Below are 24112 nucleotides of genomic sequence, written 5' to 3'. Positions count from 1 at the left end.
AGCTGCTTGCCCCCAAGCGCCAGGTCGATGCCGTCGCCACAATGGCGTGGATTTGCGGCCAAGGTTAGAGCGCGCTATCTGGAAGGAAGAAAACATTTCCCGGGGAGGTACGGATGGCTTCACGCTATCACGAGGTCTATGAAGGCTGGAAGCGCGACCCGGAGCGCTTCTGGGCGGACGCGGCTAGCGGCATCGACTGGTATTCGCCCTGGGACAAGGTGTTCGACGCCGCGGCCGGCGTCTATGGCCGCTGGTTCACCGGCGCCACCTGCAACACCTGCTACAACGCCATCGACCGCCATGTCGCGGGCGGGCGCGCCGATCAGATCGCGCTGATCCATGACAGCGCCATCACAGGAATGGTCAGGAAGTTCACCTATGCCGAGCTGAAGCGCGAGGTAGTTGCACTCACCTCTGTGCTGAAGAATCGCGGCATCGGCAAGGGCGACCGCGTCATCATCTACATGCCGATGGTGGCCGAGGCGGCCATCGCCATGCTCGCCTGCGCCCGCATCGGCGCGGTGCATTCGGTGGTCTTCGGCGGCTTTGCCTCGCATGAGCTTGCCACCCGCATCGACGATGCCAGGCCGAAGCTGATCATTTCGGCATCCTGCGGCCTGGAGCCGGGCCGCGTCGTTGCCTACAAGCCGTTGCTCGACAAGGCGATAGAGATCTCCCGCCATAAGCCGGACGCCTGCCTGATCCTGCAGCGCGACCAGTTGCGCTGCGAGATGAAGGAGCATTTCGACATCGACTATGCCGATGCGGTCGCCCGCGAACGGGCAGCGGGCGCCAATGTCGATTGCGTGCCGGTGCTGGCCACCGATCCGCTCTACATCATCTACACATCGGGCACGACCGGCCAGCCCAAGGGCATCGTGCGCGACAATGGCGGCCACATGGTCGCGCTGAAATGGACGATGGAAAACGAGTTCGGCGTCAAGCCGGGCGAGGTGTTCTGGGCGGCGTCCGATGTCGGCTGGGTGGTCGGCCATTCCTACATCGTCTACGGACCGCTGCTGCATGGCTGCACCAGCATCCTGTTCGAGGGCAAGCCTGTCGGCACGCCCGATGCCGGCACCTACTGGCGGGTGATAGCGGAGCATGGCGTGGTCGCGCTGTTCACCGCGCCGACCGCATTCCGCGCCATCAAGGGGCAGGACCCGAAGGGCGAGTTCATTGCCAAACACGACCTCTCGAAATTCCGCACGCTGTTTCTTGCCGGCGAGCGCGCCGACCCGGAAACCATCAAATGGGCGGAGCAGAAGCTAGGTGTGCCTGTGGTCGACCATTGGTGGCAAACCGAGACCGGCTCGCCGATGACGATCAATCCCGCCGGCCTTGGCCTGTTGCCGGTGAAATACGGCTCGCCCGGCGTGCCGATGCCCGGCTACGACATCCGCGTGCTCGACGATGCTGGCCATCAGGTGCCTCGCGGCACACTGGGCAATGTGGTGGTCAAACTGCCGCTGCCGGCCGGCTGCCTGCCGACGCTGTGGCATGCCGACGCACGGTTCCGCCAAGCCTATCTCGACGAGTTCCCCGGCTTCTACAAGACGGCGGATGCCGGTATGGTCGACGACGACGGCTATCTCTACGTCATGGCCCGCACCGACGACATCATCAATGTCGCCGGCCACCGGCTCTCCACCGGCGCCATGGAAGAGGTGCTTTCGGCCCATCCCGATGTCGCCGAATGCGCGGTCATCGGCATTGCCGACGCCATGAAGGGCCAGGTTCCGCTGGGCTTCGTGGTGTTGAACGCAGGTGTAACCCGCGATGTCGGCTCCATCGAGAACGAGGTGGTCGGCCTGGTGCGCGAACGCATCGGCCCGGTAGCCGCCTTCAAGACGGTGGTGACGATCAAGCGCCTGCCCAAGACGCGTTCGGGCAAGATCCTGCGCGGCACCATGCAGAAGATCGCCGACAAGGAAGAATGGACCATGCCGGCGACGATCGACGATCCGATCATCCTCGAGGAGATCACCAAGGCCCTGAAGGACCGTGGGATCGGCCTTTGAGCGGCTGAAGGCTTTGGCTTGTCGAGGCCGCTTTTCGGATCGACGAGCAATCTTTTATTGTGCAACGCAGCAATGCGCCCTACAGTGCTTGCGGGGGGCCATCGACACAGGTCGCATGGCTCAAAAGAAGATTACATTTGGCGGCGTCGACATCCTGCGCTTTCTCGCCGCCCTCATGGTCATGGTTTACCACTATGGCTTCTGGGTGTGGGCGTATCCGGACGGTGTTTCGGCGCGCGCGACGGGCGGCGTTCCCCCGCAGCCGGCAATAGGCGCCTGGGTCGAATCCGGCTGGGTCGGCGTCCAGATCTTCTTCGTCATCAGCGGTTTCGTCATCGCCTTCAGCGCCGAAAGGTCGACACCCCTACAGTTTTTCGAAGCAAGGGTGAAACGGCTGGCGCCGGCGGTTTGGATCTGCGCACCGGTCACGGCGGTGGTGCTGCTGCTTGTCGGCCTCAGTTGGCCGACCGATGCCGTTATCAGGCTCCTACGCACCGGCCTGTTCGTTCCGTACGCGCCTTGGGTGGACAGCGTCTACTGGACGCTGGGCATCGAGATCGCCTTCTATGCTATCGTCTGGATCTTACTCAGCCTTGGCCGCTTCCATCTGATGGAGATTGTGGCCGTCGCCATCGGCTTGGTCAGCACGCTGTTTTGGTGCCTGTATTACCCGCTCGGCTGGGCCGATCTTGCCGAAACACGCACGCTCGCCCTGCTTCTGGTGCATCACGGCGTTTTCTTCGCCACCGGCGTCATGCTGTGGCTGATGCGCTTCAAGGCGGTGACAGGCGCCCGACTTGCCTTCTGCGCCCTGTTCCTGGCCGGTGGTGTGCTGCAGATCGCTAGTTCGGTCGACGTTCATATCCTGAAGGTCGGGCGGGATATGCCGTTCGCGCCGCCGATCCTCATCTTCCTCATCGGCATCGCGCTGATGGCATGGTCGCTGCGGCTCGACCTTTCGTGGAGCGGCTGGCGCCGGATCGGCCTGATGACCTATCCGCTCTACCTGCTGCACGATGTCGTCGGCGCGGCCCTGCTCGGCATCCTGGTCCGCGCCGGTCTGCCACATCTGTTCTCGATGGCGGTCGTCGGCGCGACGATGATCGCGGCAAGCTGGCTGGTGGCGATCGAGGCCGAACCACGCATCCGGCTGCTGCTCGACCACACCGTTTTCCGTTATCGGCTCAAGGCAGCCTGACGACGATCCGGCATTACCGGCCCAACGGCCGACGTAAAGCATGTCGCGCCTGAGCGGATTCAGGCTTTGTTTCCACACAGGCCGTTCTTCCAAAACCGAGCTCATTTTTGGGCGACATGCATTGGCGGTCCCAACCCGGCGTGGTTGCATTTTCCACGATTGCGGAATTCTCCGTTTCGGGCAAGATATCAGGCGCTTATGCCTTCCGCATGAGAGTTCGCCTCGAGACGCCGCACGTGACCCTGTTCCAGCGAAAACCCCGCATCGCGGCGCGTCCGCGCCTGGATATCGACATGCAGGATGCCGTTGTCTACGCGATCGGCGACGTGCATGGCTGCTACAAGGAACTCCGCGCCCTGGAGCAGAACATCCTGCTCGATTCGCTGCGCTTCCAGAGCCGCAAGATCATCGTCATGCTTGGCGACTACATCGACCGGGGGCTCCAGTCGGCGCGGGTGCTCGATCACCTTCTGGCGCCGGCGCCGAAAGGGTTTCAGCGCATTTGTCTTGCGGGCAACCACGAAGTGGCCATGCTGAACTATCTCGACGGACATTTGTCGCGCGAGCCCTGGCTGGCGACGGGCGGCCTGCAAACCCTGTTTTCCTACGGCATCGATCCGGCGCGCCTCACCAGCCTCTACGGGAGCAGCGCGCAGATCGACAGGCGCATAAGGGAGATCATTCCAGAGGATCACGTCAGCTTCCTACGCGGGCTGCCGATCATGGTCCGCTCGCGGAAGTTCGTGTTCGTCCACGCCGGCATCAGGCCCGGCGTCGACCTTGCGGCGCAAACCGACCACGACCTAATTACCATCCGTTCGGACTTCTTCGAGGCAACACACCTGCTCGACCGCTGGGTGGTGCACGGGCATACGCCGGTGGATGTCCCGAAGCTCGAAGGGCGCCGGCTCGGCATCGACACAGCCGCCTTCCAGAGCGGACGCCTGACCGCCGTCAGGATCGCCGACAAGCAAGGCAGGCTGATCTTCTCCTGACGCATCGATGTTCAGGTGTGCTGACCTGAAGATCGATACACCTCAAAGTGGCCCCACGCGCGCAATGACCGATGTCAGACCGGCGCCTTGCCGCGCACTTCCGACTTTTCCAGATAGTAGCTCGAATATTTATCGAAGAACTTTTCCGAGCCACCGAACGATCCGTATTTGGCCAGTTTCTTCAAATCGACCTTGTTCAGCACCGCGCCGACGATCTTGTTGGCGACATAGGGTTCGGATTCCAGCATCGACCTGACCATCGCGCGAGGCGTGCGCCCCCACTCGGTGACCAGGACAAACCCGTCGACCAAGGGGGCGAAGGCCTTGGCGTCGACCACCGGTCCGAGCGGCGGCAGATCGACGACGATGTATTCGAACGTCTCCTTGGCGTTCTCGATGAAGCGCCGCATGCCGGCCGAGGAGAGAAGTTCGCTGGTATGCGAGAAGTGACCGCGCAGCACCGCCGGGATGATCGCCAGCTTCGTCTGCCTGTCGATCTTGCCGACAGACTGCCAAGTCTGGCCGCTGACAACCGCTTCCATCAAACCCTGCTCGGCTTCCATGCCAAGGCCCCGGCTGAGGCCGGGATTGCGCAAGTCGCCGTCGATCAGCAGCGTCTTGGCGCCATTGGCGGCAAGCAAGCCCGCGAGATTTGCCGCGACCGTCGACTTGCCCTCGCCGGGAAGCACCGAGATAATGCCGATGACGCGGCTGCCTTGCCCTTCCATCACGACGTCGAAGGCGATCTTGGCGCTGCGCAGCGTTTCGGAGAACATCGAGGCTGGAGAATCGATGCTGACCCGCATGCGCGCCCGCCTTTCGGCCGCCGACAGCGATTGAGTGGTCTTGGCGTCCACCTGGGTATCGCCCGGCTTTTCTTCCTTGCCGAGCTTGCCGCCGATCGTCGGCAGATAGCCGAGGAATTTCAGGTTGACGCGGTCGCGCACGTCCTCGCCGGTCCTGAAGAAGCGTTCGTTGAACTCGTTCAGCCCACCAAAGCCGGCGCCCATCAGCAGGCCAAGCACCAGCGAAAGTCCGAGCACGACGATGGTGCGCGGGCTTGACGCGGCAAACGGCATCGAGGCGTCCGAGATGATGCGGATTTTGCCGACCGGGAAGGATTGCTGCTGCGCGGCTTCCTCGTAACGACCCAGGAATGTCTGATAGAGCGTGGTGAGCGCCGTCGCCTGCTGATCGAGTTCACGCAGCTTGACTTGCGTCTGGTTGTCGACGGAACTCTTGCCTTGCGCGGCCGCGACGTTGGCCCTGAGCGCGGTCTCGCGTGCCTGCGCCACCTCATACTCGTTGCGATAGCTTTCGGTCAGCTGCTTCAGCTCGCCGAAAATCTGCGTCGATATGTCGGCCTTCTCCTTGGAGAGAGCCACCGCCTGCGGGTGCTCGGGGCCGAAATTCGCCTCGACGTCCTGCAGCCGCTTGGCCACTGTGAGGTAGCGGGTCTTGAGCGCCGATATGACCGAACTGCTTGGCTGGTCGCTCGATATGGCGGCATCCTTGAAGGCGTTTTCGGAGCCGCTGTCGACAATGGCCTTGTACTGCTGGTAGCGGGCGCTGGCGCGTGCGGTGTCGGCCTGCGCCACGATAAGCTGGGCGTTGAGGTCGGAAAGCTGCTTGTCGCTCATCAGCTGGCCATCGCTGTTGGCGGCCAGCCCATGTTCGGCCCTGAATTTCTCAACCGCGAGCGAAGCTGCCTGCGAACTCTGGCGCAGCTCCGTCAACCGGCCCTGCAGCCACACCGCAGCCCGCTCGGTGGCATCGAAGCTCGCATCGAGCTGATCGGCGAGATAGGCATCGGCATAGGCCTTGGTGATGGCGTTTGCCAAGGCCGGATCCGTCGCCTGATAGCCGAGCGCGATGACGTAGCTTCGGCCGACGCGTTCCGCCCGGATCTCGTTCTGCAGCTTGAGGATAGCGTAGTCGCGGCGCGACGTGGCGATCAGCGCATCGCGGGCGGCGGGGTCGAGCTTGCTGAAGTCGGCGCCACCCGGAAGGGAAGGGCTGGGGCGGACATACTGAATCACGCTGCGGATAAGGCCTATGCCTTGGGCAAGCGCCGACTGGGGCGGATTCATGAACGTGTCGTTCTGGTCGAGCTTCAGCTTGTCGACGACCACGGCGGCAAGCCGCGTCGAGGTCAGGATCTCGATCTGGCTCAGGATGGCGGAATCGGTCTGCATGGTTGTCGACGCCGCCGAGATATCGTCGACAATCTTGTTCAAGCCTTCGTCGATCAGCACGCTCGCGACCGACTGATATTTGGGCGGCGTTGTCTGCAAATAGAACAGGCCCAGGAAGAGACCGATGACGGCACACACGGCAACCACCTTGGCCTGCCGTGCGGCCATGCCAAGCAGCCGCTCGATATCGATGAAGTCTTCGCCGTCTCCTGCGTCCGAATTCGGCAATGGCATCCTCTTGTCGAGAGGAAAATTGGCATAATTCATCTTCGGTCCAATTCTAGAGCCGGTCCGTCGCAATGGGCTCTATCTCACTGTTTCAACATGATCTTTTCCGGAAACCGGGACCCACTTTCCGGGATCATGCCTTGGCTTGCAGGCGCCTCGAAGATCGGGAGCATCGCCAGAAGCGAAGCAAGCGTCGTGCCAGACGGCGAGAACCTGCCGGCCCCTCTTCGCCAGCCATCTGACCATGCTCCCGAAAGATGGGCATTATGCGGCTTCTTCCTGGCGTTCATGCGACCGGACGAACTCCTGAAGCATCTCGAAAACCGGACCCTTCATGTCATCGCGCGCCAGCGCGAAGGCGATGTTGGCCTGGATGAACCCTTCCTTGGAACCACAGTCGAACATGCGGCCGAGGAAAGGCTGGGCGAAGAACGGCTGATCCTTCGACAGACGAACCATGGCATCCGTCAACTGGATCTCGTTGCCGGCGCCGCGCTGCTGATTGCCCAGAAGAGCGAAAATCTCGGGCTGCAGGATGTAGCGGCCGTTGATGTAGAAGTTCGACGGCGCATTGGCCGGCGCCGGCTTCTCGACCATGGCCGTCACCTCGAAACCGCCACCGATCTCGGCGCCACGGCCAACGATGCCGTATTTGTTGGTCTCGCTCGGTTCGCAACGCTCGACGGCGATCACGTTGCCGCCCGTGCGCTCATAAAGCTCGACGGTTTCGGCTAGGCATCCGCGCCCGCCGAAGGACACCATGTCCGGCAGCAGCAAGGCAAAGGGCTCGTTGCCGATAACCTCGCGCGCGCACCAGACGGCATGGCCGAGGCCTTGCGGCGATTGCTGGCGGATGAAGCTGGTGGCACCGGCCACAGGCAGCATGCTTTCGAGCGCCTCCAGCTGGGTCTTCTTGCCGGTCTGCTCCAGGGTGCCGATCAATTCCGGATGCAGGTCGAAATAGTCCTCGATCACCGCCTTGTTGCGACCGGTCACGAAGACGATGTGCTCGATGCCCGCTTCGAAGGCCTCGTCCACCGCATATTGCACGACAGGCCTGTCGACCACGGGAAGCATTTCCTTCGGCATCGACTTGGTCGCCGGCAGGAACCGTGTTCCAAGCCCCGCCACCGGTATCACGGCCTTCCTGATTTTCTTCATCGCAAATTCCTTCTGAGGAGATCGACTTCAGTCCATTCACAGGCCACGAAAAATCCCTCCATGTGCCTGCATCTTCACCTCCCCGCCCCAACGGCAAATTGTGCCGCTATTCTTCGCAACCGCACGGCGATCGGCATGCCCATATGCCTGACCGCCGCCGGGTCGCTGAGCGCTGTCCGGATCGCCTTGAGCGGGGACCGCGCCTTGATGTGCTGTACCAGTGACAGAAACGATGCCGCCTTGCGCAGGCTGCGGCCGCGCCGGGCAAACGCGGCCTGCGCGGCCTCATCCATCCGATGGGTTTGAGCGAACACGGCATCCGCCCTGCGCATCGCTTCGACGTGGTGAAGCTCGAGCACGCGCGAAATGGAGCCGCTGCGAATATGGTAGACATAGCCGATATCGGGCTCGACCACGCATTTGCCGCCCTTGGCCAGGGCTTCGGCAAACAGGACGTAGTCTTCGCCGATCCTCAGCTTTTCGTCGTAGCGAAGCCGGTTTTCGTTCAGGAACTCGCGCTGGAAGATCGGCTTGAGATAGCCGAGGTTGAACTTGGATTCGAAGACAACGTTGCCGGCGATGTAGGTGGCCAGCGAAATCTCGCGCAAGCCTTCCAGATACTGCCGCGGAAACATCGCGTCCTCGATGACGCCATCTTCGCGAACGACCTGCAGATTGTCGACGGCGATCTGGGCATCCGCGCTTTCGGCACGAGCGATCATGGCCGCGAGCCGGCCGGGAAAGACCGCGTCGTCGGAATCGAGAACCGCGATCCATCTGCCTCGGGCGGCGTCGAGGCCGGCATTCCTGGCGCCGCCGGGGCCGCGGTTGCTGGCCAGGGCGACGACACGGACGATATCCCCTGGATAGGCCCGCGCCACGTCGAGCGTAGCATCGCGCGACTTGTCGTCGACGACGATGATTTCGACGCTGACACCCTTCTGGGCGATGGCGCTGGCAATCGCCCGATCAAGGGTCGCCTCGGCGTTGTAGGCGGCAATGACGAAGGAAACATCGGGGACAGAGCTGACGTCAGACTGCACGCTTGCCTCCCTCCTGTGGCGACGGCTGGCCATAGAGGCGGATTTCGCGGATGCCGACGAGGCCGCTGACGACACCGACATGCATAATGCCGCGCAGCACGCTGCGGTTCCTGCGGACCGGACTGACGACGACCGGAAGTGCCGAGGCGAAGCAATAGATGGCCTTTGCCGAGGCCAGGCCGACCTGCTTGACCAGGCCGATGCCGCTGGCGCTGCTGCCCAGGAGATGGCCATGCGTCTGGCCGACGCGGAAGCGGCGGCGGCCGAGCCAGTCGAATGCCGCCCTTGAGCGCGGCACCACCTCGTCGACCCAGGCCTCGGGCGAGAACGCGATGCGGCCGCCCGCCTTGTGCATCTGATCGAAGAATTCGGTGTCCTCGCCGCCGGTCTGGCCACGCGCCAGGCTGAAGCGGCGGCCGCGCAGGCTATCCGAGCCCATCCGCAGCAGAACATTGCAGGTGTAGCCGGTGCGGATCTCGCCGCGCACCCAGACGGGCAAGGTCGAATGGAAATCGCCGCGCCGCATCCAGTCCGGCGCATCTGGGCGATAGCGCGCCCTGACCGGGCCGAGCACGACGGCGACACCGCTTTGCTGCGCCATCACGACCAGTTCGGCGAGCCATTGATGCGTGGCCGTCTCGTCGTCATCGATGAAGGCGACGAAATCCGCTGTGCTCGCATCGAGGCAGGCATTGCGGGCGATCGAGATGTTGCGCGCCGGGGCATGCCGATAGTGGATCGGCACCGTCAATTCCCGCGACAGCGCCGCCACCAGGTCACGGGCCGTCGGGGTGTCGTCATTGTCGGCGACGATAATGCGGATATCGAATCCCGCCGGCATCTCCATGGCGTCGAGCGAGCGCAGCGTGTCAGCCAGCTCCGGCCGGCGGAACGTGCAGACGCCGATGTCGATGCTGCGGTTCTTTGCCGACACTGCCATCAGGCCACTCCGCGTCGCGAGCCGAGGCCGAGAAGCTGCAGCCAGAAGCCAACCGACCAGCCAAGATGCATGACCATGGCCGAGACACCGGCCAGCGCAACGTCAGCCTTGCGCTGGCGGATAGCCGCCACCAGTCCGTAGCCCAGGCACACCGACACCCACAGCAACAAAGGCACTGCCGCAATCCAATGCACGAAGGAGAAGGCCGCAAGAAGAACCACCGGGAACACCGCCAGCGGCACCATCTGCCGGATCTTTGGGATGACGCGGTGCTTCAGCACATTCTTGGCACGCCCGCGACCGTAGCCGAGATACTGGAAATAGAGGCCTGAGAGCGAGGCGCGCGGATAGTAGACCATCTGCGTCTTGCCACTCATCCAGATCTTGTAGCCGGCCTTGCGCAGGCGATAATCGAGCTCGGCGTCCTCGTTATGGCTGAACGTTTCGTCATAGCCGCCAACAGCGCCGAACGCCGATATCCGCATCAGTGCATGATGGCCGTGATCGATCCACTGTCCCTGCGAAAGATGCCTATGCTTCGAGCCGCCGGTGCCGAGCTTGGAGTTCTGCGCCGCAGCGGCCGCCTTCTGCACGGCACCGCTGCCGCTGGTCAGCATCGAAACGACAACCGAATCCGCTGATGTAGCCAGGGCTTCCTCGACCAGCCGGTCGCAATAATCGTCGGGATAACCGCCATGCGCATCGATGCGGATGAGATAGTCGGCACCATCGCCGAAGGTACCGACGGCGAGATTGATCGCCGCGCTCTGGATGCGCCGCTTGTTGTGGAGCAGGATAACCCGCGGGTCCTTGGCAATCACGTCCTCGACGATGGAAAGCGTGCCGTCGGTGCTGCCGCCATCGGCGACGATGATCCGGGCGCCAAGCCGGGCGGCCGCGGGCCGCAATTGATCGAGCAGCGCACCGATATGGGCGGCTTCATTCAGGCACGGAATAACGATCAGGTTGGATGAGGGTCTTTCGGTTTGCGTCATCAACCCCTGTCCATCTTGCCTCTGTCCATCCCCGGCCATCCTATGCCAATGCCTCGGCGGCAAAGGAGCCGGGCACGGCCGTCAGGCTGCGCAGCCGCTCGACAAGCGCCCGGCAGTCGCTGCGATCGTAGCTCCAGGTCCTCGGATTGCGCGCCAGAACACGCCCTTTCAGCCTGGCGAAGCGATGCTCTTCCATCTTGCCTAGCGCGGCTTCGAGTGCCTCGGGCGAAGCCTGCGGCAACAGCACGCCGATGTCCTGCTGTTTGAGGAACCGCCCGGTCTCGGTGTTGCCCATAGAGATCGGCACCGCGCCGAAACGGCAGCCTTCGTAGAGCCGGTTGGGCAGAAGCCATTCGGAGTTCTGCCCCGCTTCGAAGAAATCGATCGCCCAGGAAAAATGGACATCGTTGTAGATCGCCGCCATGTCTTCCGGATTGCGGTAGGGCCCGAGAAACGACAGCCACGGCTCGGCTTCGACAAAGCCGTGAAAGTCAGGGAATTCCGACAAAGCCGGACGTCCGCGCAGCACGATTTCAAAGCGGCCCTCCATGCGGCGGGAGAAATCGGCCAGCAGCTCGAGCGAGCGGCGGCAGCGCAGCGCACCGAACCAGCCGATCCGCCATGGCGGACCGGCCGGGCTCTCTTCAGCCTCCGGAGCGCCGGGCAAGATCGTCGCGGCCTCGAAATATTTGTTTTCGACCAGCTCGATGGGTGCCGCGACCTGGCCGAACGGCTTGAAATAATTGGCGATAAAGGCAGGAGAACTGGTCACCAGCAGCTTCACATCCCTGGCCAGAAAGCGTTCGGTGGCGCGCAGCGCCTTGCCCAGGACATCGTTGCGCAGCACAAGCCGATGAATGTCGAGGCACTCGTATACGATCGGGACCGATGCACCGAAGGCTGACCTGGCGCGGCGGGCAAGCGCCAGCATTTCCAGGTTGCGCGCGATGATGAGATCCGGTTTTGGCATGCCGCCAAGCTTCGAGCCTGTCGAAACGGCTGCTTTGGCGATGGCCGCGAGGCGTTGGCCGAATCGCCCGTCACGCGTCGCGCCGAGGTCGATCGGCCGCAGTCCCTCGATATCCGCAATCGGATTCGCGGTGCGACGGAAGCCGGCCAAAGTGACCTGGGCCCCACCTGCCCTGAGCATCGTGATCCGCCGGCGCACCGCCGGGTCGGAAACGTCGTGCACAAGGTACAAGACATGCAGCATAAACACTCGACCGCTGTTGGCCCACCCGAGGGAATGCTAGTACAGCTCTTGCTGCATCGCAACATTTTTGCTGCACACATCGACGTTTTCTGTTGCACTGCAAAATTATTGCCGTAGTTTGTAGTCGGCGGCGGTCGTGGATTTCGGGCTCGGAAATCCACGTAAAAAATCAGGAATCCTGAATTTGGAAGCCAATGCATTCGATCCGCCAGAAGGCTCCTTGCGCAAATCGGTTGGGCGCGGCGCGGTTGTCACGGCCATGGCGCAATCGGTGCGGGTCGCGACACAGATCCTGTCCGTCATCGTGCTGTCGCGGTTATTGTCGCCACAGGATTTCGGTGTCGTGGCGATGTGCGCGCCGGTGCTTGCCTTTATCGCCCTGTTCCAGGATTTCGGCCTGACCCAGGCGACGATCCAGAAATCAGGCATCCGGCATGAGGAGGTGAACTACCTCTTCTGGATCAATGTCGCCGTCAGCGCTATCCTGGCTTGCGTGCTTGCGGGTGCGGCGCCGCTGGTTGCTGCCTTCTACGGCGAGCCGCGCGTGACGGGCCTGGTGGCTGCGTTCGGGCTGCAGATCATGGCCTATGGGCTGGGCGCCCAGCATCTGGCGCTCTTGACACGCCGCATGCAGTTCGGCCGGCTGGCCGTCATCGACGTCGCCAGCGCCATTGCCGGGCTTGCGGTGTCGATCGCCTGGACCTTTATCGATCGCTCCTATTGGGCCCTGTTTGCCGGTACGCTGACCGGTGCCGTGTTGCCGACGCTCTGCTATTGGGCGAGCTCGCGCTGGCGTCCGGGCCTGCCGCGCAAGGTCGCCGGCATCGGCGAGCTGATCAATTTCGGCGCCGGCATCACCGGCTTCAACTTCGCCAATTTCTTTGCCCGCAACCTCGACAATGTGCTGATCGGCAAATATTGGGGCGAGGCGCAACTCGGCCTCTATGACCGCGCCTACAAGCTGCTTCTGTTTCCGTTGAGCCAGATCACCAACCCGCTGTCGAAGGTGATGGTTCCGGCGCTTTCCAGGCTTAAGGACGAGCCGGATCGCTACCGCAGCGCCTATCTGCGCGTCATGCCGCTGATCCTTCTGGTGGCGCTTCCCGGCGTCGCCTTCGCCACCGCGATGTCGGATGTGCTGATCCCCTTCGTGCTCGGCGAGCAATGGCGCGCAAGCGCCTCGATTTTCCTGGCGCTCGGCTTTGCCGGGCTGCTGCAGCCGCTCAACAATCCGGCCGGGTGGCTTTTCGTCAGCCAGGGCCGCTCCGGCGATTTCATGCGCTGGGGCATCATAACGGCCGTGACGTCGGTGCTGGCTTTCATGCTCGGCCTGCCCTATGGCGCGCTGGGCGTGGCGATCGCCTATGCGATCAGCGAATATCTGCGGACGCCGTTCCTGTGGCTTTATGTCGGCAGGAGCGGGCCGCTGCAGGCGCACCATGTGCTTCGCGCGGCAACGCCGTTCGTGCTTGGCGCCCATCTGGCGCTGGCCGTGATCTGGTTCATCAAGCCCCTGCTGCCCCAGCAGCATGTCGTCGCCCTGGCCAGCGGCGCCGTGCTCTCCTACCTCATCACCATCGTCATCGCACTGGCATTCGCCTCCGGCCGCGAAGCCTTGCGCGAGGCCCTCAAGATGCTGCCGGCAAGGCTGCCTGCGGCGGCGGCGCGCGAAGCGCAATAATTTGGGCGTCTTCGACTGCTACGGACATCTCCTCCAGGACCAGGTCTGAACCATGCACTACCGATCGATCTCCGATATGAACGACGCCATCGTCAGGGGCCTGCACCGGCTGCCGCGCGATATCGACCTCGTGGTCGGTGTGCCGAGAAGCGGCGTTTTGGCAGCGACGCTGGTCAGCCTTGCCGCGAACATCCCGATGACCGATCTCGACAGCTTCCTGGCAGGTCGGATCTATACGTCTGGCGTCACCAAGCGCCGTGCCGCTCTCGACCGCAAGGTTTCCGAGATGCGCAAGGTGCTGGTGATCGACGACAGCGTCGCCGGCGGCAACGCCATGCGCGACGCACGCGCCCGCATCCAGGCTTCGGGCATCGAGGCGGAGTTCACCTTTGCCGCCGTGTTCGGCCTTGAGCCCCAGCACCAGGAAACCGACCTCGTCTTCGAAGTCGTGCCGCATCCGCGCATGTTCCAGTGGAACTTCATGCATCATAAATTCCTGGCGCAATGCTGCGTCGATATTGACGGCGTGCTGTGCCTCGATCCGACAGAGGCGGAAAACGACGACGGCCCGGCCTATGAGAAATTCCTCAGCGAAGCGCGGCCGCTCCATGTCGCGACCCACAGGATCGGCTGGCTGGTCACCAGCCGGCTGGAGAAATACCGCGCGCTCACCGAGGCATGGCTCGCCAAGCATGAGATCAAATACGACCAGTTGATCATGCTCGATCTGCCGAGCAAGGCGGAACGGCAACGGCTCGGCGCGCATGGCAGTTTCAAGGCCGACTTCTACCGCAAGTCCGATGCCATCCTGTTCATCGAGAGCGAGCACGAACAGGCGCTGAGGATCACCGAACTGTCAGGCAAGCCGGTGCTGTGCGTGGAAACGCATATGGTCAGCTTTCCCAACACGCTGTCGCTGCCGGCACTTGGTCAGGCGGCCAGGAACCTGCCGGCAAGGCTGCGGCAGATCAAGTCGCAAGAGGGCCGCAAGAGCGCTGCCAAGACCATTGCCCGCGCCCTGCTTGGCGCCCGCGGCTACGAGACGCTGAAAAGCCGGGTCAAACGCCCGGCCTGACCTGCTCAGGCGGCGCCGTTAGGGCAATTCCAGGAAAAGTGTGAACGGTTTTCCCGGGAAAAGCGCATAGCGCTTTCCCTTGGGAATTGATCAAAACAAAGAGTTAGAGGAGTTCGCCGTTTCCGTGACACGGCGAACTCCTCTAGGCCGCCTGTCGCGCGCGTTGCTGCATCGCCCTGTCCAGTATCGAGAAGAAGGTGATGAACTGGCGATCGGGATCGAGTTCCGGGCGCCCGGCGAAGCTGCGGGCGAGGCTTGAAAGCCGGTCATATTCCTGGTTGTCGTTCCACAGCCGCCTGACGGCCGCGACCCAATCGGCCAGCGGAGCATCGTAATCCAGCACCACGCCACCGGAGCCGACAGCCTCGGGCAGACCGCCGCGCCGCGAGCCGACAACCGGGATTCCGCTGCAATGGGCCTCCGAAGCGACGCGGCCCCACGCCTCTTCCCACTTGCTGGGAGCAAGCAGGATCTTCGTGCGGCCATAGACCGTCTTCATGTCGCTGGTGCGGCTCTCCAGGACGACATTGCCCAAGGGAGCGATCGTCTGTTCGATCCGCGCCCGGTGATCGTCGTCGAGCTTCCAGCTTTCGACGAACAGGAATGGGATTTCGCGGCAGGCGCCGGCGATCCGCACCGCGAGTTCAAACCCCTTTTCCTCATAAGGGTTGATCAGCGTGACGAACTGGCCCGTCGTTGGCGTCGAGTAGTGCGCCGGGTTGATGGTGGGCGGGATTACCACCGCCTCGATGCCGAACTCCTGTCTGTAGGTACGTGCGGTGAAGTCCGAATTGGCGATGTAAAGCGCTGAATGCAATTCGCGCAGATCGCCGCCCAATTCATGGAACTCGACATTGCGGAGATAAACGACCAGAGGCACGCCCTCCGCCTGCAGCGCCTTGCCGATCGGAACCGATTTGTGACACTGGACCACGGCGACATCGGGTTTCAGCCTGTCGACGGCATAGCCCGCCGCTTCCCAGGGAAACCAGGCCCGCACCACCGGATAGCCGGGATAGCTGTCGACAACCGCCGGCTGCCGCAACAGCTTCATCTTGGCGCGCGCCTTGAAGCCGAAGACACCATCACCGAACAGGGCGGCGAGCACAGCGGCTTCATGACCGTGCTCGATCAGCTGTTCGGCCAGATGATGCGTGCTCGACTGAACGCCGCCGCTGAACTCAGGCGGGTAGCCGTTGCCGCCTGCAAAGAGAACTTTCATGATCGGGCTCCTTGTCGCATCTCGTATTCCTTGCTCGGAGACAACAGCAAAGTCCGCCGCCTCTCTTTTCGACGTCAGGCAAGTTTCGGCGGCTCCAGATTGGCGAAGGGATTGGTACAGGATTGCCAGCCGGTAAATCGGATCGGGTCGTTGGGCGAACTGCGCCAGGCGTAGTCCGTCAGCATATGGAATTCGGCGACGACCCAGCGGTCGAAATGCAGCAGATCTTCCCGCTTCCGCTGGGGCAGCAAGCGGCGCGCGGCCCCCAGTTTGAGCTCCTCCACCAAGGTGACGGCGTCACTCAGTTTTTCGCTCGGAAAGTTCCATGGATTCCTGTCGCGGAACGCCAGCACGAACTGCTGCAGATGCTCGATGCGGATGTTCAACTTGCCAAGGTATTTTTCCAGCGTGACGCGCACCAGATCCTCGTCCGAGAACGAGGAAACGGCGGCGTAGGCGACCCCTGTCGAAACCACTCCGCCAGCCATGACGGCCAGGGCCGAGCGTCGGGAAATCTCGATCATGCGATACCTCCTTTCACGCGATCCGGCTCGCCGCCCGCAAGGACAGCGCTGCCGCGGTCAGGCTCGGGTTGGCGCAGGAGCAGCTCGGATAGGTGCTGGTGCCGACGACGACCAGATTTCTGAGCTGGTGGTGGATCATGCCGCTGTCGATGACCGAATCGGCTGCGCCCGTACCCATCCTCAGCGTGCCCTGGACGTGCGATTCGGTCGGCCGGATGCCGCGATCGAAGAGCTTTTCGACCGCCAGCGGCGCCAGAAGGCCAGGCAATTTCTCCAGAGCGCGCGCCATGCCCTTCACCGCATAGTCCGATGGCGCCTTGAAGCTGACGAAGGCATTCTCATCCTCGTCAAGCGTGACGAAGTTCTCGGGATCGAGCAAGTCCTCGGTGACCACGACAAGCGGCAGCGCCTGGCGTAGCCGCCCTTTTTCGGCACGCAGTCCGTGCTGCCAGCGGTTCTCGAAATAGACGAGTGCCGCCGCATGCTCCGATCGGTGAGGACCATCATAGAGGCCGAAATTCAGGCCGGTGGTGATGGTGCTGCCGTCGAAATTGTCGACGCCGTCTAGATAGACCTCGAAATTCCAGCCGTAGGATTCATGCAGGCCGCTGCCGACGAATTCGCCGCCCAGGCCGGATCGCAGCATGATCGCCGCGCTCTGGATGGCATTGGCGCCGAGAATGAAGAGATCGCCGCTGACCTGGTATTCCTTGCCGTCATGGCTGAACGTGACCGAACGGACAGCGCCGCCGACGTGATCGAGCCGGCGCACTTCCGCACCGAGGCAGACCGAAACGTCGGGATGCTCGAAGACGTGCATCAAGCCGTTGTTGACGGTGAATTTGGCGTCGACCGGACACAGCCAGCAACGCAGATTGGCACAGCACGAGGTGCGTTGCGATGTCGGCAGCCGCGCCCGCGCGGTTGGCATGACGAAGTGCTGGCCGGGCTGCGCCGCCTTCATCATCCTGTCCGGTGTCGACATGCGATGCGGCGGTTGCGGAAACGGCTTCGAGCGGGGCAGCATCGCCGCCATGTCGGGATCGCCGGAGATCGACATGATGTCTTCCGCGTCGCAATAGAACGGCTCGACGTCGTCATAGCTGATCGGCCAGTCATTGCCGATGCCGTAGGTGCTTTTCAGCCGGAAATCATTGGGATGAAATCTTGGCGTCTGCGCGAACCAGCAGTTCGTCCCGCCACCCAGTCCGATCGTGTAGTTCCACGGCTTGTTGGAATTGGTCTTGTAGGTCGTCTCGTCTTCGATGTCGGTGTTGACGTTCTGCTCGAGCTGCCATTCATGGGTGTTGTGGCGTCCCCACTCCAGCACCAGAATGCGCGCCTTTCGGCGCTTGGCGAACTCATGCAGGAAGAAGGCCGAACCGAAGCCGGAGCCGATCGCAACGAGATCGAAATGGTCCTTGGTGATTTGCCCCGGCTTTACGTCCAGCACCATCGGCTACAACTCCACACAGAAATACGCGCTCAGTCCCAGCGCCCGCAGGCCATGTGCGGACCGGTCTTGCATCCGTCTGCCAGGACCTGGTCTCATGCCGCCATTCTGCCGATCGAGTGATATTCGATGCCGTGGCGGGCGATGACCTTGGGGTCATAGAGGTTGCGGCCGTCGAAGATGACCGGCGTAATCAGCGCATCCTTCACCGCATCGAAGGAGGGCGCACGGAAGCTCTTCCATTCCGTGGCGATCAGCAGCGCATCGGCGCCGCGCAGCGCCGCCTCCTTGGTGCCGCACAGAAGCAGGTCGTCGCGCAGTCCGTAGATGGCCTGGCATTCCTGCATCGCCTCGGGATCATAGGCCTGCACATTGGCGCCGGCCTTCCAGAGCGCTTCCATCAGGACGCGCGCCGGCGCCTCACGCATGTCGTCGGTGTTGGGCTTGAAGGCCAGGCCCCAGAGCGCAAAGGTCTTGCCTTTGAGGTTGCCCTTGAAATAGCGGTCCACCTTGTCGAAGAGAACCGATTTCTGTGCGTTGTTGCGCTCCTCGACGGCGCGCAGCAGCTTGGCGTCGAACTTGACGCCTTCGGCGGTCTTGATCAGCGCCCGCACGTCCTTGGGGAAGCACGAGCCGCCATAACCCAGACCCGGATAGATGAAATGGTAGCCGATGCGGGGATCGCTGCCGATGCCCTTGCGGACCTCCTCGATGTCGGCGCCGAGCTGTTCGGCCAAATTGGCCATCTCGTTCATGAAGCTGATCTTGGTCGCCAGCATGCAGTTGGCGGCATATTTGGTGAATTCGGCGCTGCGCACGTCCATCACGATCATCTTCTCGTGGTTGCGGTTGAACGGCGCGTAGAGTTCGCGCATCACAGCCTCGGTGTCCTCGCTGTCGGTGCCGACGATGATGCGGTCCGGCTTCATGCAGTCGGCGACCGCGGACCCCTCCTTGAGGAACTCGGGATTCGAAGCGACATCGAAAGCCAGGTCCTCGCGGCCTCTTTTCTTCAACGTGTCGGCGATCCTAGCTTTCACCCTTTCGCAGGTGCCGACCGGCACCGTAGACTTGCCGACGACGATCTTGGGTTTGTCCATTTCGCGGCCGATGGTCTCGGCGACGGCCAGCACATATTTGAGGTCGGCCGAGCCGTCCTCGCCCGGCGGCGTGCCGACCGCGATCATCTGGATCTCGCCATGCCTGACCGCGGCGGCGGCATCGGTGGTGAACTTGATGCGGCCGGCAGCATGGTTTTCCTTAACGAGGTTTTCCAAACCGGGTTCGAAAATGGGGACCAGGCCCTGGTTGAGCCGCTCGACCTTGGCGGCGTCGATGTCGACGCACACGACCTGGTGCCCGACTTCGGCAAGGACCGCAGCCTGCACGAGGCCGACATAGCCAATTCCAAACACCGTCAAATTCATTCGGTTTCATTCCCATGCAAGGCAGCGGACCGTTTTCGGTCCCGCCGGTTCAAATCGACTTTCCCAACTACTTTACACTGCATGCCAGCGATTCCGGAAATTGACAGGGTTCGCCGAGCGCCGTGAAGGCAACCCGCTCGATCTGCAGGGAAAGCTTGCGGCCCGGATCCGCGAACGCTCCCATCCAACCCTTCATCGTATCGCTGCCCCAAAAACTGAAGAATATCTTCTGTGCATGGCTGGGCAGCTTCGCCGGGTCGGTAATCGTGTTCACCAGCTGGCCGTTGACGTACCATCGCAAGCTGTCCTTCTGCCAGACGAAGGCGTAGTCGTTGAAGGCGTTCTCCGTGCCGCCCGGCACGTCGACGAGCTTCTCGTTCTTGCCCTTGCCCGCGATATAGGCATTGACCTGCACCTTGGAGGTGTCCTTGGTCAGGACCTCGAAGTCGATCTCGTCCCAGGGCTGCTTGTCGCTGGGACCGATATAGGTGAAGAACGCCGCGTTGAGGCCGGAGCCGGTATCGGTCTTCAGCCGTGCCTCATAGGTGCCGTAGCCGAAGCGCTGCTTGGTCTGGATCTCGCCGCAGACGTAGTCGCGATCCTTCAACGTCTGCTTTTCGAAGCCGAGCGACAGCACATTATTCGACAGTCCGACCATGCCTTTCGACCAGGTGCAATTCTGATGGCTGCCGTTGTTCCAGCCGTCGGAAACATACCAGCGCGCACGATCGAAGCTTTTGAAATCATCGACGAAGGACGGCGATGTCGGAATGTCCTGGGCGTAGGAAGGGGTTGCCACGAAAGCGCCAAGAGCAGCCAGCAGCAACGCACCGAGCGACCCCAGCCGCCGCCGGGCGGCTTGCCCGGCCCGATATGAGAGAGACGGTGCGTCAATTGCTGTCGTAGGTTTCGGATTCGAATTCATACCAAACTCACCTTTGCGCTGTGTGTCCCCAACCCAAAGTCGACGTTCGAACCGCTCCTGAACGGGCCAACCTTGACCTCCCTTGTGACCCTCTCGATTGCTTCCCGCCCTGCATCAAATCTGTTGCAACAGTTCCGAGCCTTCACGTTCAACCTCTGCCTGCGCCTGCCGGCCAGGCGAATTCCGCCGAGGTGGCCGAATCGGCATTCTCGTCGAAGACCATATCCAGCGAATGACGGAGCTCTTTCATCATGCCGTCCTGGCGCGACAGCGCCGCGATGCGGCGTTCGCAATTCAGGATCGACTGTGTCAGTGCGCTGACTTCCGAAGACCGCTTGTCGGAAGCTGAGCCGTTTTCCATGGCTTCGACCAGGAAGGCGGCGTTGGTCGACGTTGTCCGGTAGCGATTCTCAAGCCCGGTTCTCTCGGCCTCGATCTCGGCCGCAATCTGCTCGAACAGCTTTGCCAGACGATCAAGACGTGAAACATCGGCCTGCCGGTCGCGGGCCGGATCCCTTGATCTGAAACCGAATATCGAGGCCATGGACTCAGGTTCCTGTCATCGCCGGCTTGTGGGCCGGGCTTCTGGCCGATCCCCGCAGCCGGGGCTCAAAAACTCGTGTTGCGTTGTCCTGCTCCGGAGAGACATCAGACCAATCCGATCGGGGGCCAGTTCGGCTGGTCGTCCACTATGCTGCACCGCAACATAGACTGCCATCGTCGGAGCCGCGAGGCAACCACCCAATTCGTAAACTCATAAATCCGGCCGAAATGGTTTCCGTGATGACGTGCCGCGAGGACAAATTGCAAGCACCGGGGCCCGCTCTCAGCGTTCCTTGCCCATGCTGGTTCCGGCCATCAGAAAACGCCGCGGCGGGACATGTTTTTGGCTGGACATAAGGCCGACGCGACGAAACAGCGCCTCGAGCTTGTCGGAAGCCACGCCCTGGACGATGGGGACGAGGTTGGACAGGCTGGCGAAAGCGTAAGCCGCAGCCGATGCCAGCCCCCGCTCAGCCTTGACGTCAAGGAAATTGCGCAGCCGATATTTGTCGCGCACGTGCCGTTCATGCCGCCTTAGCACCGCCTTCGAGCCTTCTGGCAGACTGTCTATCGCCAGCAGCGCCAGATCCGCATCGGCCAAACGCTTCAGGTCCTGGGTCTTGTGGCGGCCGCTCAGAGAATCGGCGCGGACGACGGCGCCGTAGCCGCAGGAGCGAATGACCTTGAACCGCGCCCCGCATGCGACCGCGCGGGCGTAGAGTTCATAGTCCTCGCCCAGCCGCAGGCTCTCGTCGTAGCTCAACCCGTGGCGGTCGAGGAAGGCACGGCTGATCACCGGCTTCAAAAAGCCCAGTTCGCCCCTCTGCACGCGGCGCCTGGAGATGTTGCCTTCGACGAAGCGCTCGAAATCGAGGAATTCCGGATCGGCGGCAAATTGCGGCGCGACGATTTTCGTCGCGTCGCCCGTCGCATCATCCCTGATCAGCATGATGTTGTCGGCTGCGAAATCCCAATCGGCGCCGGCAAACAGGTTGCGAAACCGGCCTTCGAGGAAGAAATCGTCGGCATCAAGAATGCTGATGAACGGCGATTTCGAGCCGGCGATGGCTGCGTTGCGGGCAAAGGAGGGGCCGCGATTGACATCGAGGCGCATCACGGAGAGCCGCCCGCTGCCATCATCGGCGGATCGTGCGACATCGGCGGTGTGGTCGGTAGAGGCATCATCGACAACGACGACCTCCGCCACTTCCGGTTCGCGCAACGCGGATGCGATGGCGACGGCGATTGTCGCTGCGGCGTTTTTTGCCGCGATGATCACGCAGACCTCGGATTTCGTCATCGACATGGATTTGCCTCTCGTACAGGTAATATCGATTTGCCCTCGCCCCGTACTCCTTCGATGCCCTACAGAATTGCCATCAGCACCCGATTTGCCTTCATTCAGCGACTCCCCGGCCGCTCGAAGATACGGCGGCTGATATCGGCGGACGCCGCCCAGCCGGCTTCCGCCAGATAGCGGACCGGCGCGCGGCCGCACAGTTCCCACAGCACCGTTCGCCGCTGTGGCCACCGGAGCGACGGCAGCCACGGCGCGATGACCATGCTGAGCAGATCCTCATTGCCGATGCGCGACAGGATCCTGGTCGCGCGCTGCGACAGCAGCGTGCCAGCACCGCCGAGTAGCACATCGGCGGCGCGCAGGCCAAGCAGCAGCGTGTCGTCCAAACCTTGCACGGTTGCGGCATCGAGCAAACGCTGCTGATCCGCCTCGTCGAGCCGGCCGGCGCTGGCGCCGATATCACAGACGTAGCCCGCGCAGGGTTCCCGGTTGAAAAGTGCCTTGGCAACGCTGATGCAGGACAAAAGCAAAGTATCGGCAACCGAGGTGAACGGCACCGTCGCGCCGGCGATTTCGACCTGTCGTTTGCGCCGCAGGAACCCGTCCGCGTCGCGCGGGCTTGGCGAGCCGGGCTGCTGGAGGCGGTAGTGGAGATCTACCGTGGACGACCTCGGCCCGTCGTCCCGGGTCATGTGCTGTTCGCCGAGGAAGCGGACCCACCAGACGGAGTTCGACTTGCCTGATACCTCATAACCGATCTTGCGAAGGGCATCACGCGCCCTAACAAATCCGAGCGGCGAAACCAGAATGTCGACATCGCCGGACGGCTTCATGAAGTGGTCGTCGTAGAGAAGCTGCTGCTGGAACGGACCCTTCAGAAAAACAAAATCGATCTCGTTGGCGCGCAGCACATCATGGACCGCCATGGAATCCATGATGCAGGACGCGTTCATCGAAACCGTTCTCCTGCGGTAGGTGTCGAGCCATCGGAAAAGCTCAGGCGGCCTCTCAAGCGCGGGTGCGCGCGAAAGGGCCTTGAGGACAAAGGTGGCGACCTTGTTCAGCCTGGCGATGTCGGCAATTTTGGCACCGTCCAGATCACGCATCGAAATGTCGCCCGCGCCGGCGTGCGGCCCGGCAAAATAGAATCGCAGGCAGGCCTGCACGTAGGCCACCTCGTCGGCACAGCCGGCGGCGCGCAATCGTTCGTATGAGCCGTCAGGCAATGCCATTTAGCGCACAATCTCCAAAGAAAGCGGTTTGCGCGAACACTTATGCTGCATGTGCGAAGCAAACATCACCAAAAACCTCGGTGCCGTAAAGCCTTTCCTTTTGCAGTGCGAATTTTTGCAACCGAGCGCCTATCGAGATCGCGTCGGAAAGAAGTGAGAACCGCGGCTGAAATATCCTTGTCAGGTCTTTTGCCGATCCCCGGCCGAATTTTCCAAACAGAAAATTCTTTCCATTAGCGACGCCTAAAAATAGGCACAAAGCAAACGACTTATGCAAGCAAAATCACATGCTTAAAGAATCAGCGCGGGCGCTGCCATCGTGCCCAAGGAATCGGCTAAAAAGTGACAAGTTTTAGGCATGGCCGCTCATGTCCTGACGCCAGCAACGTAATTGATTAACGGAAGGTAAAACAGTCTTGACTCATAAATGCTGCCGTGCAGCTATTGCATTGCAGCATAAAAGTGCTGACGGCACTCGACAGGCCGTTTCCAGTCCTAAATCGGAGAGTAAAATGGAACAGAATGTTGAAAAGCATGAATACGAGACACCAAGCCTGACGGTTCATGGTTCGATTGAGACCATCACCCAGGGTGGCGGCGGCAACACGGCGATCGACGCATCGTTCCCCGCGCACACGCCGATCGGCGACCTGACGTTCTCCTGAGACTTATAGCCGTTTCCAGAGTGACATTTCGGGACTCTGGATTCAAAAGCAGACGTAAGAGGGTCGGGGGGCCAGC

Annotated in this window: 20 protein-coding genes; 6 read left to right on the top strand and 14 right to left on the bottom strand. The window is 62.1% G+C overall.

Annotation, left to right across the window (positions count from 1 at the left end):
• The first annotated feature begins 113 nt into the window (after positions 1 to 113).
• The 3 genes from NKI69_RS00550 to NKI69_RS00540 all read left to right on the top strand — a co-directional run bounded on the left by NKI69_RS00550 (position 114) and on the right by NKI69_RS00540 (position 4214).
• Positions 114 to 2021 carry a propionyl-CoA synthetase gene (locus NKI69_RS00550; RefSeq protein WP_023811605.1) on the top strand — a complete coding sequence of 636 codons (1908 nt, stop codon included), beginning with the start codon at positions 114 to 116 and terminating at the stop codon, positions 2019 to 2021.
• 115 nt (positions 2022 to 2136) lie between these two features.
• Positions 2137 to 3219, top strand: a complete 1083-nt coding sequence (locus NKI69_RS00545; RefSeq protein WP_023811604.1) for an acyltransferase family protein — start codon at positions 2137 to 2139, stop codon at positions 3217 to 3219.
• 236 nt (positions 3220 to 3455) lie between these two features.
• Complete coding sequence (locus NKI69_RS00540; protein WP_023811603.1) at positions 3456 to 4214, top strand: metallophosphoesterase family protein; 759 nt, start codon at positions 3456 to 3458, stop codon at positions 4212 to 4214.
• Between the two features lie 74 nt (positions 4215 to 4288).
• Here NKI69_RS00540 and NKI69_RS00535 read toward each other — a convergent pair whose 3' ends face one another.
• The 6 genes from NKI69_RS00535 to NKI69_RS00510 all read right to left on the bottom strand — a co-directional run bounded on the left by NKI69_RS00535 (position 4289) and on the right by NKI69_RS00510 (position 11989).
• Positions 4289 to 6676: a polysaccharide biosynthesis tyrosine autokinase gene (locus NKI69_RS00535; protein WP_023811602.1), complete on the bottom strand. Its 2388-nt coding sequence runs from the start codon at positions 6674 to 6676 to the stop codon at positions 4289 to 4291.
• A gap of 225 nt (positions 6677 to 6901) precedes the next feature.
• On the bottom strand, positions 6902 to 7798 hold the full coding sequence (locus NKI69_RS00530) for a UTP--glucose-1-phosphate uridylyltransferase (protein WP_013528099.1): 897 nt from the start codon (positions 7796 to 7798) through the stop codon (positions 6902 to 6904).
• 74 nt (positions 7799 to 7872) lie between these two features.
• Positions 7873 to 8841: a glycosyltransferase family 2 protein gene (locus NKI69_RS00525; protein ID WP_023811601.1), complete on the bottom strand. Its 969-nt coding sequence runs from the start codon at positions 8839 to 8841 to the stop codon at positions 7873 to 7875.
• On the bottom strand, positions 8831 to 9781 hold the full coding sequence (locus NKI69_RS00520; RefSeq protein WP_023811600.1) for a glycosyltransferase family 2 protein: 951 nt from the start codon (positions 9779 to 9781) through the stop codon (positions 8831 to 8833). The genes NKI69_RS00525 and NKI69_RS00520 overlap by 11 nt, the downstream gene beginning before the upstream one ends.
• Positions 9781 to 10776, bottom strand: coding sequence for a glycosyltransferase family 2 protein (locus tag NKI69_RS00515; protein WP_023811599.1), 996 nt, complete (start codon positions 10774 to 10776; stop codon positions 9781 to 9783). Before NKI69_RS00515 ends, NKI69_RS00520 begins: the two co-directional genes overlap by 1 nt.
• A gap of 40 nt (positions 10777 to 10816) precedes the next feature.
• Positions 10817 to 11989, bottom strand: coding sequence for a glycosyltransferase family protein (locus tag NKI69_RS00510; protein WP_023811598.1), 1173 nt, complete (start codon positions 11987 to 11989; stop codon positions 10817 to 10819).
• A 184-nt stretch (positions 11990 to 12173) separates the two neighbouring features.
• On the opposite strand from NKI69_RS00510, the gene NKI69_RS00505 reads away from it, so the two are divergent.
• Both NKI69_RS00505 and NKI69_RS00500 read left to right on the top strand, forming a co-directional pair.
• Positions 12174 to 13670 carry a lipopolysaccharide biosynthesis protein gene (locus NKI69_RS00505; protein ID WP_023811597.1) on the top strand — a complete coding sequence of 499 codons (1497 nt, stop codon included), beginning with the start codon at positions 12174 to 12176 and terminating at the stop codon, positions 13668 to 13670.
• 52 nt (positions 13671 to 13722) lie between these two features.
• Positions 13723 to 14745, top strand: a complete 1023-nt coding sequence (locus NKI69_RS00500) for a phosphoribosyltransferase family protein (protein WP_023811596.1) — start codon at positions 13723 to 13725, stop codon at positions 14743 to 14745.
• A gap of 142 nt (positions 14746 to 14887) precedes the next feature.
• Here NKI69_RS00500 and NKI69_RS00495 read toward each other — a convergent pair whose 3' ends face one another.
• The 8 genes from NKI69_RS00495 to NKI69_RS00460 form a co-directional block, all read right to left on the bottom strand.
• The gene (locus NKI69_RS00495; protein WP_023811595.1) at positions 14888 to 15967 is read right to left on the bottom strand and encodes a glycosyltransferase; all 1080 of its coding nucleotides are present in this window, start codon (positions 15965 to 15967) and stop codon (positions 14888 to 14890) included.
• A 74-nt stretch (positions 15968 to 16041) separates the two neighbouring features.
• Positions 16042 to 16491, bottom strand: a complete 450-nt coding sequence (locus NKI69_RS00490) for a hypothetical protein (protein WP_023811594.1) — start codon at positions 16489 to 16491, stop codon at positions 16042 to 16044.
• Between the two features lie 13 nt (positions 16492 to 16504).
• Positions 16505 to 17947: a GMC oxidoreductase gene (locus NKI69_RS00485; protein WP_352719559.1), complete on the bottom strand. Its 1443-nt coding sequence runs from the start codon at positions 17945 to 17947 to the stop codon at positions 16505 to 16507.
• A gap of 92 nt (positions 17948 to 18039) precedes the next feature.
• On the bottom strand, positions 18040 to 19371 hold the full coding sequence (locus NKI69_RS00480; RefSeq protein ID WP_023811592.1) for a UDP-glucose dehydrogenase family protein: 1332 nt from the start codon (positions 19369 to 19371) through the stop codon (positions 18040 to 18042).
• Between the two features lie 67 nt (positions 19372 to 19438).
• Complete coding sequence (gene exoK / locus NKI69_RS00475; protein ID WP_127289886.1) at positions 19439 to 20296, bottom strand: endo-1,3-1,4-beta-glycanase ExoK; 858 nt, start codon at positions 20294 to 20296, stop codon at positions 19439 to 19441.
• Between the two features lie 148 nt (positions 20297 to 20444).
• Entirely contained in the window at positions 20445 to 20840 is a 396-nt protein-coding gene (locus NKI69_RS00470) for a single stranded DNA-binding domain-containing protein (RefSeq protein ID WP_023811590.1), read from the bottom strand.
• 282 nt (positions 20841 to 21122) lie between these two features.
• Positions 21123 to 22145, bottom strand: a complete 1023-nt coding sequence (locus tag NKI69_RS00465; protein ID WP_023811589.1) for a glycosyltransferase family 2 protein — start codon at positions 22143 to 22145, stop codon at positions 21123 to 21125.
• 95 nt (positions 22146 to 22240) lie between these two features.
• Positions 22241 to 23371, bottom strand: a complete 1131-nt coding sequence (locus NKI69_RS00460; protein ID WP_352673345.1) for a nucleotidyltransferase family protein — start codon at positions 23369 to 23371, stop codon at positions 22241 to 22243.
• A 512-nt stretch (positions 23372 to 23883) separates the two neighbouring features.
• Here NKI69_RS00460 and NKI69_RS00455 point away from each other — a divergent pair.
• A complete protein-coding gene (locus NKI69_RS00455) occupies positions 23884 to 24036 on the top strand; it encodes a lasso peptide (RefSeq protein WP_013891488.1) in 153 nt (50 codons plus the stop codon).
• Positions 24037 to 24112: the final 76 nt, after the last annotated feature.

This window comes from Mesorhizobium sp. M0491, assembly GCF_040321265.1.
Taxonomy (GTDB): Bacteria; Pseudomonadota; Alphaproteobacteria; order Rhizobiales; family Rhizobiaceae; genus Mesorhizobium.
The sequence above is the reverse complement of the archived record's forward strand: the minus strand, read 5'-3'. Positions and strand labels throughout refer to the sequence as shown.

Excerpts from the sequence above, each read along its gene's own strand:
- NKI69_RS00550 (WP_023811605.1), top strand. The coding sequence starts at position 114 with ATGGCTTCACGCTATCACGAGGTCTATGAAGGCTGGAAGCGCGACCCG.
- NKI69_RS00545 (WP_023811604.1), top strand. The coding sequence starts at position 2,137 with ATGGCTCAAAAGAAGATTACATTTGGCGGCGTCGACATCCTGCGCTTT.
- NKI69_RS00535 (WP_023811602.1), bottom strand. The coding sequence starts at position 6,676 with ATGAATTATGCCAATTTTCCTCTCGACAAGAGGATGCCATTGCCGAAT.
- NKI69_RS00530 (WP_013528099.1), bottom strand. The coding sequence starts at position 7,798 with ATGAAGAAAATCAGGAAGGCCGTGATACCGGTGGCGGGGCTTGGAACA.
- NKI69_RS00520 (WP_023811600.1), bottom strand. The coding sequence starts at position 9,781 with ATGGCAGTGTCGGCAAAGAACCGCAGCATCGACATCGGCGTCTGCACG.
- NKI69_RS00515 (WP_023811599.1), bottom strand. The coding sequence starts at position 10,776 with ATGACGCAAACCGAAAGACCCTCATCCAACCTGATCGTTATTCCGTGC.
- NKI69_RS00510 (WP_023811598.1), bottom strand. The coding sequence starts at position 11,989 with ATGCTGCATGTCTTGTACCTTGTGCACGACGTTTCCGACCCGGCGGTG.
- NKI69_RS00500 (WP_023811596.1), top strand. The coding sequence starts at position 13,723 with ATGCACTACCGATCGATCTCCGATATGAACGACGCCATCGTCAGGGGC.
- NKI69_RS00495 (WP_023811595.1), bottom strand. The coding sequence starts at position 15,967 with ATGAAAGTTCTCTTTGCAGGCGGCAACGGCTACCCGCCTGAGTTCAGC.
- NKI69_RS00490 (WP_023811594.1), bottom strand. The coding sequence starts at position 16,491 with ATGATCGAGATTTCCCGACGCTCGGCCCTGGCCGTCATGGCTGGCGGA.
- NKI69_RS00485 (WP_352719559.1), bottom strand. The coding sequence starts at position 17,947 with ATGGTGCTGGACGTAAAGCCGGGGCAAATCACCAAGGACCATTTCGAT.
- NKI69_RS00480 (WP_023811592.1), bottom strand. The coding sequence starts at position 19,371 with ATGAATTTGACGGTGTTTGGAATTGGCTATGTCGGCCTCGTGCAGGCT.
- exoK (WP_127289886.1), bottom strand. The coding sequence starts at position 20,296 with ATGAATTCGAATCCGAAACCTACGACAGCAATTGACGCACCGTCTCTC.
- NKI69_RS00470 (WP_023811590.1), bottom strand. The coding sequence starts at position 20,840 with ATGGCCTCGATATTCGGTTTCAGATCAAGGGATCCGGCCCGCGACCGG.
- NKI69_RS00465 (WP_023811589.1), bottom strand. The coding sequence starts at position 22,145 with ATGTCGATGACGAAATCCGAGGTCTGCGTGATCATCGCGGCAAAAAAC.
- NKI69_RS00460 (WP_352673345.1), bottom strand. The coding sequence starts at position 23,371 with ATGGCATTGCCTGACGGCTCATACGAACGATTGCGCGCCGCCGGCTGT.
- NKI69_RS00455 (WP_013891488.1), top strand. The coding sequence starts at position 23,884 with ATGGAACAGAATGTTGAAAAGCATGAATACGAGACACCAAGCCTGACG.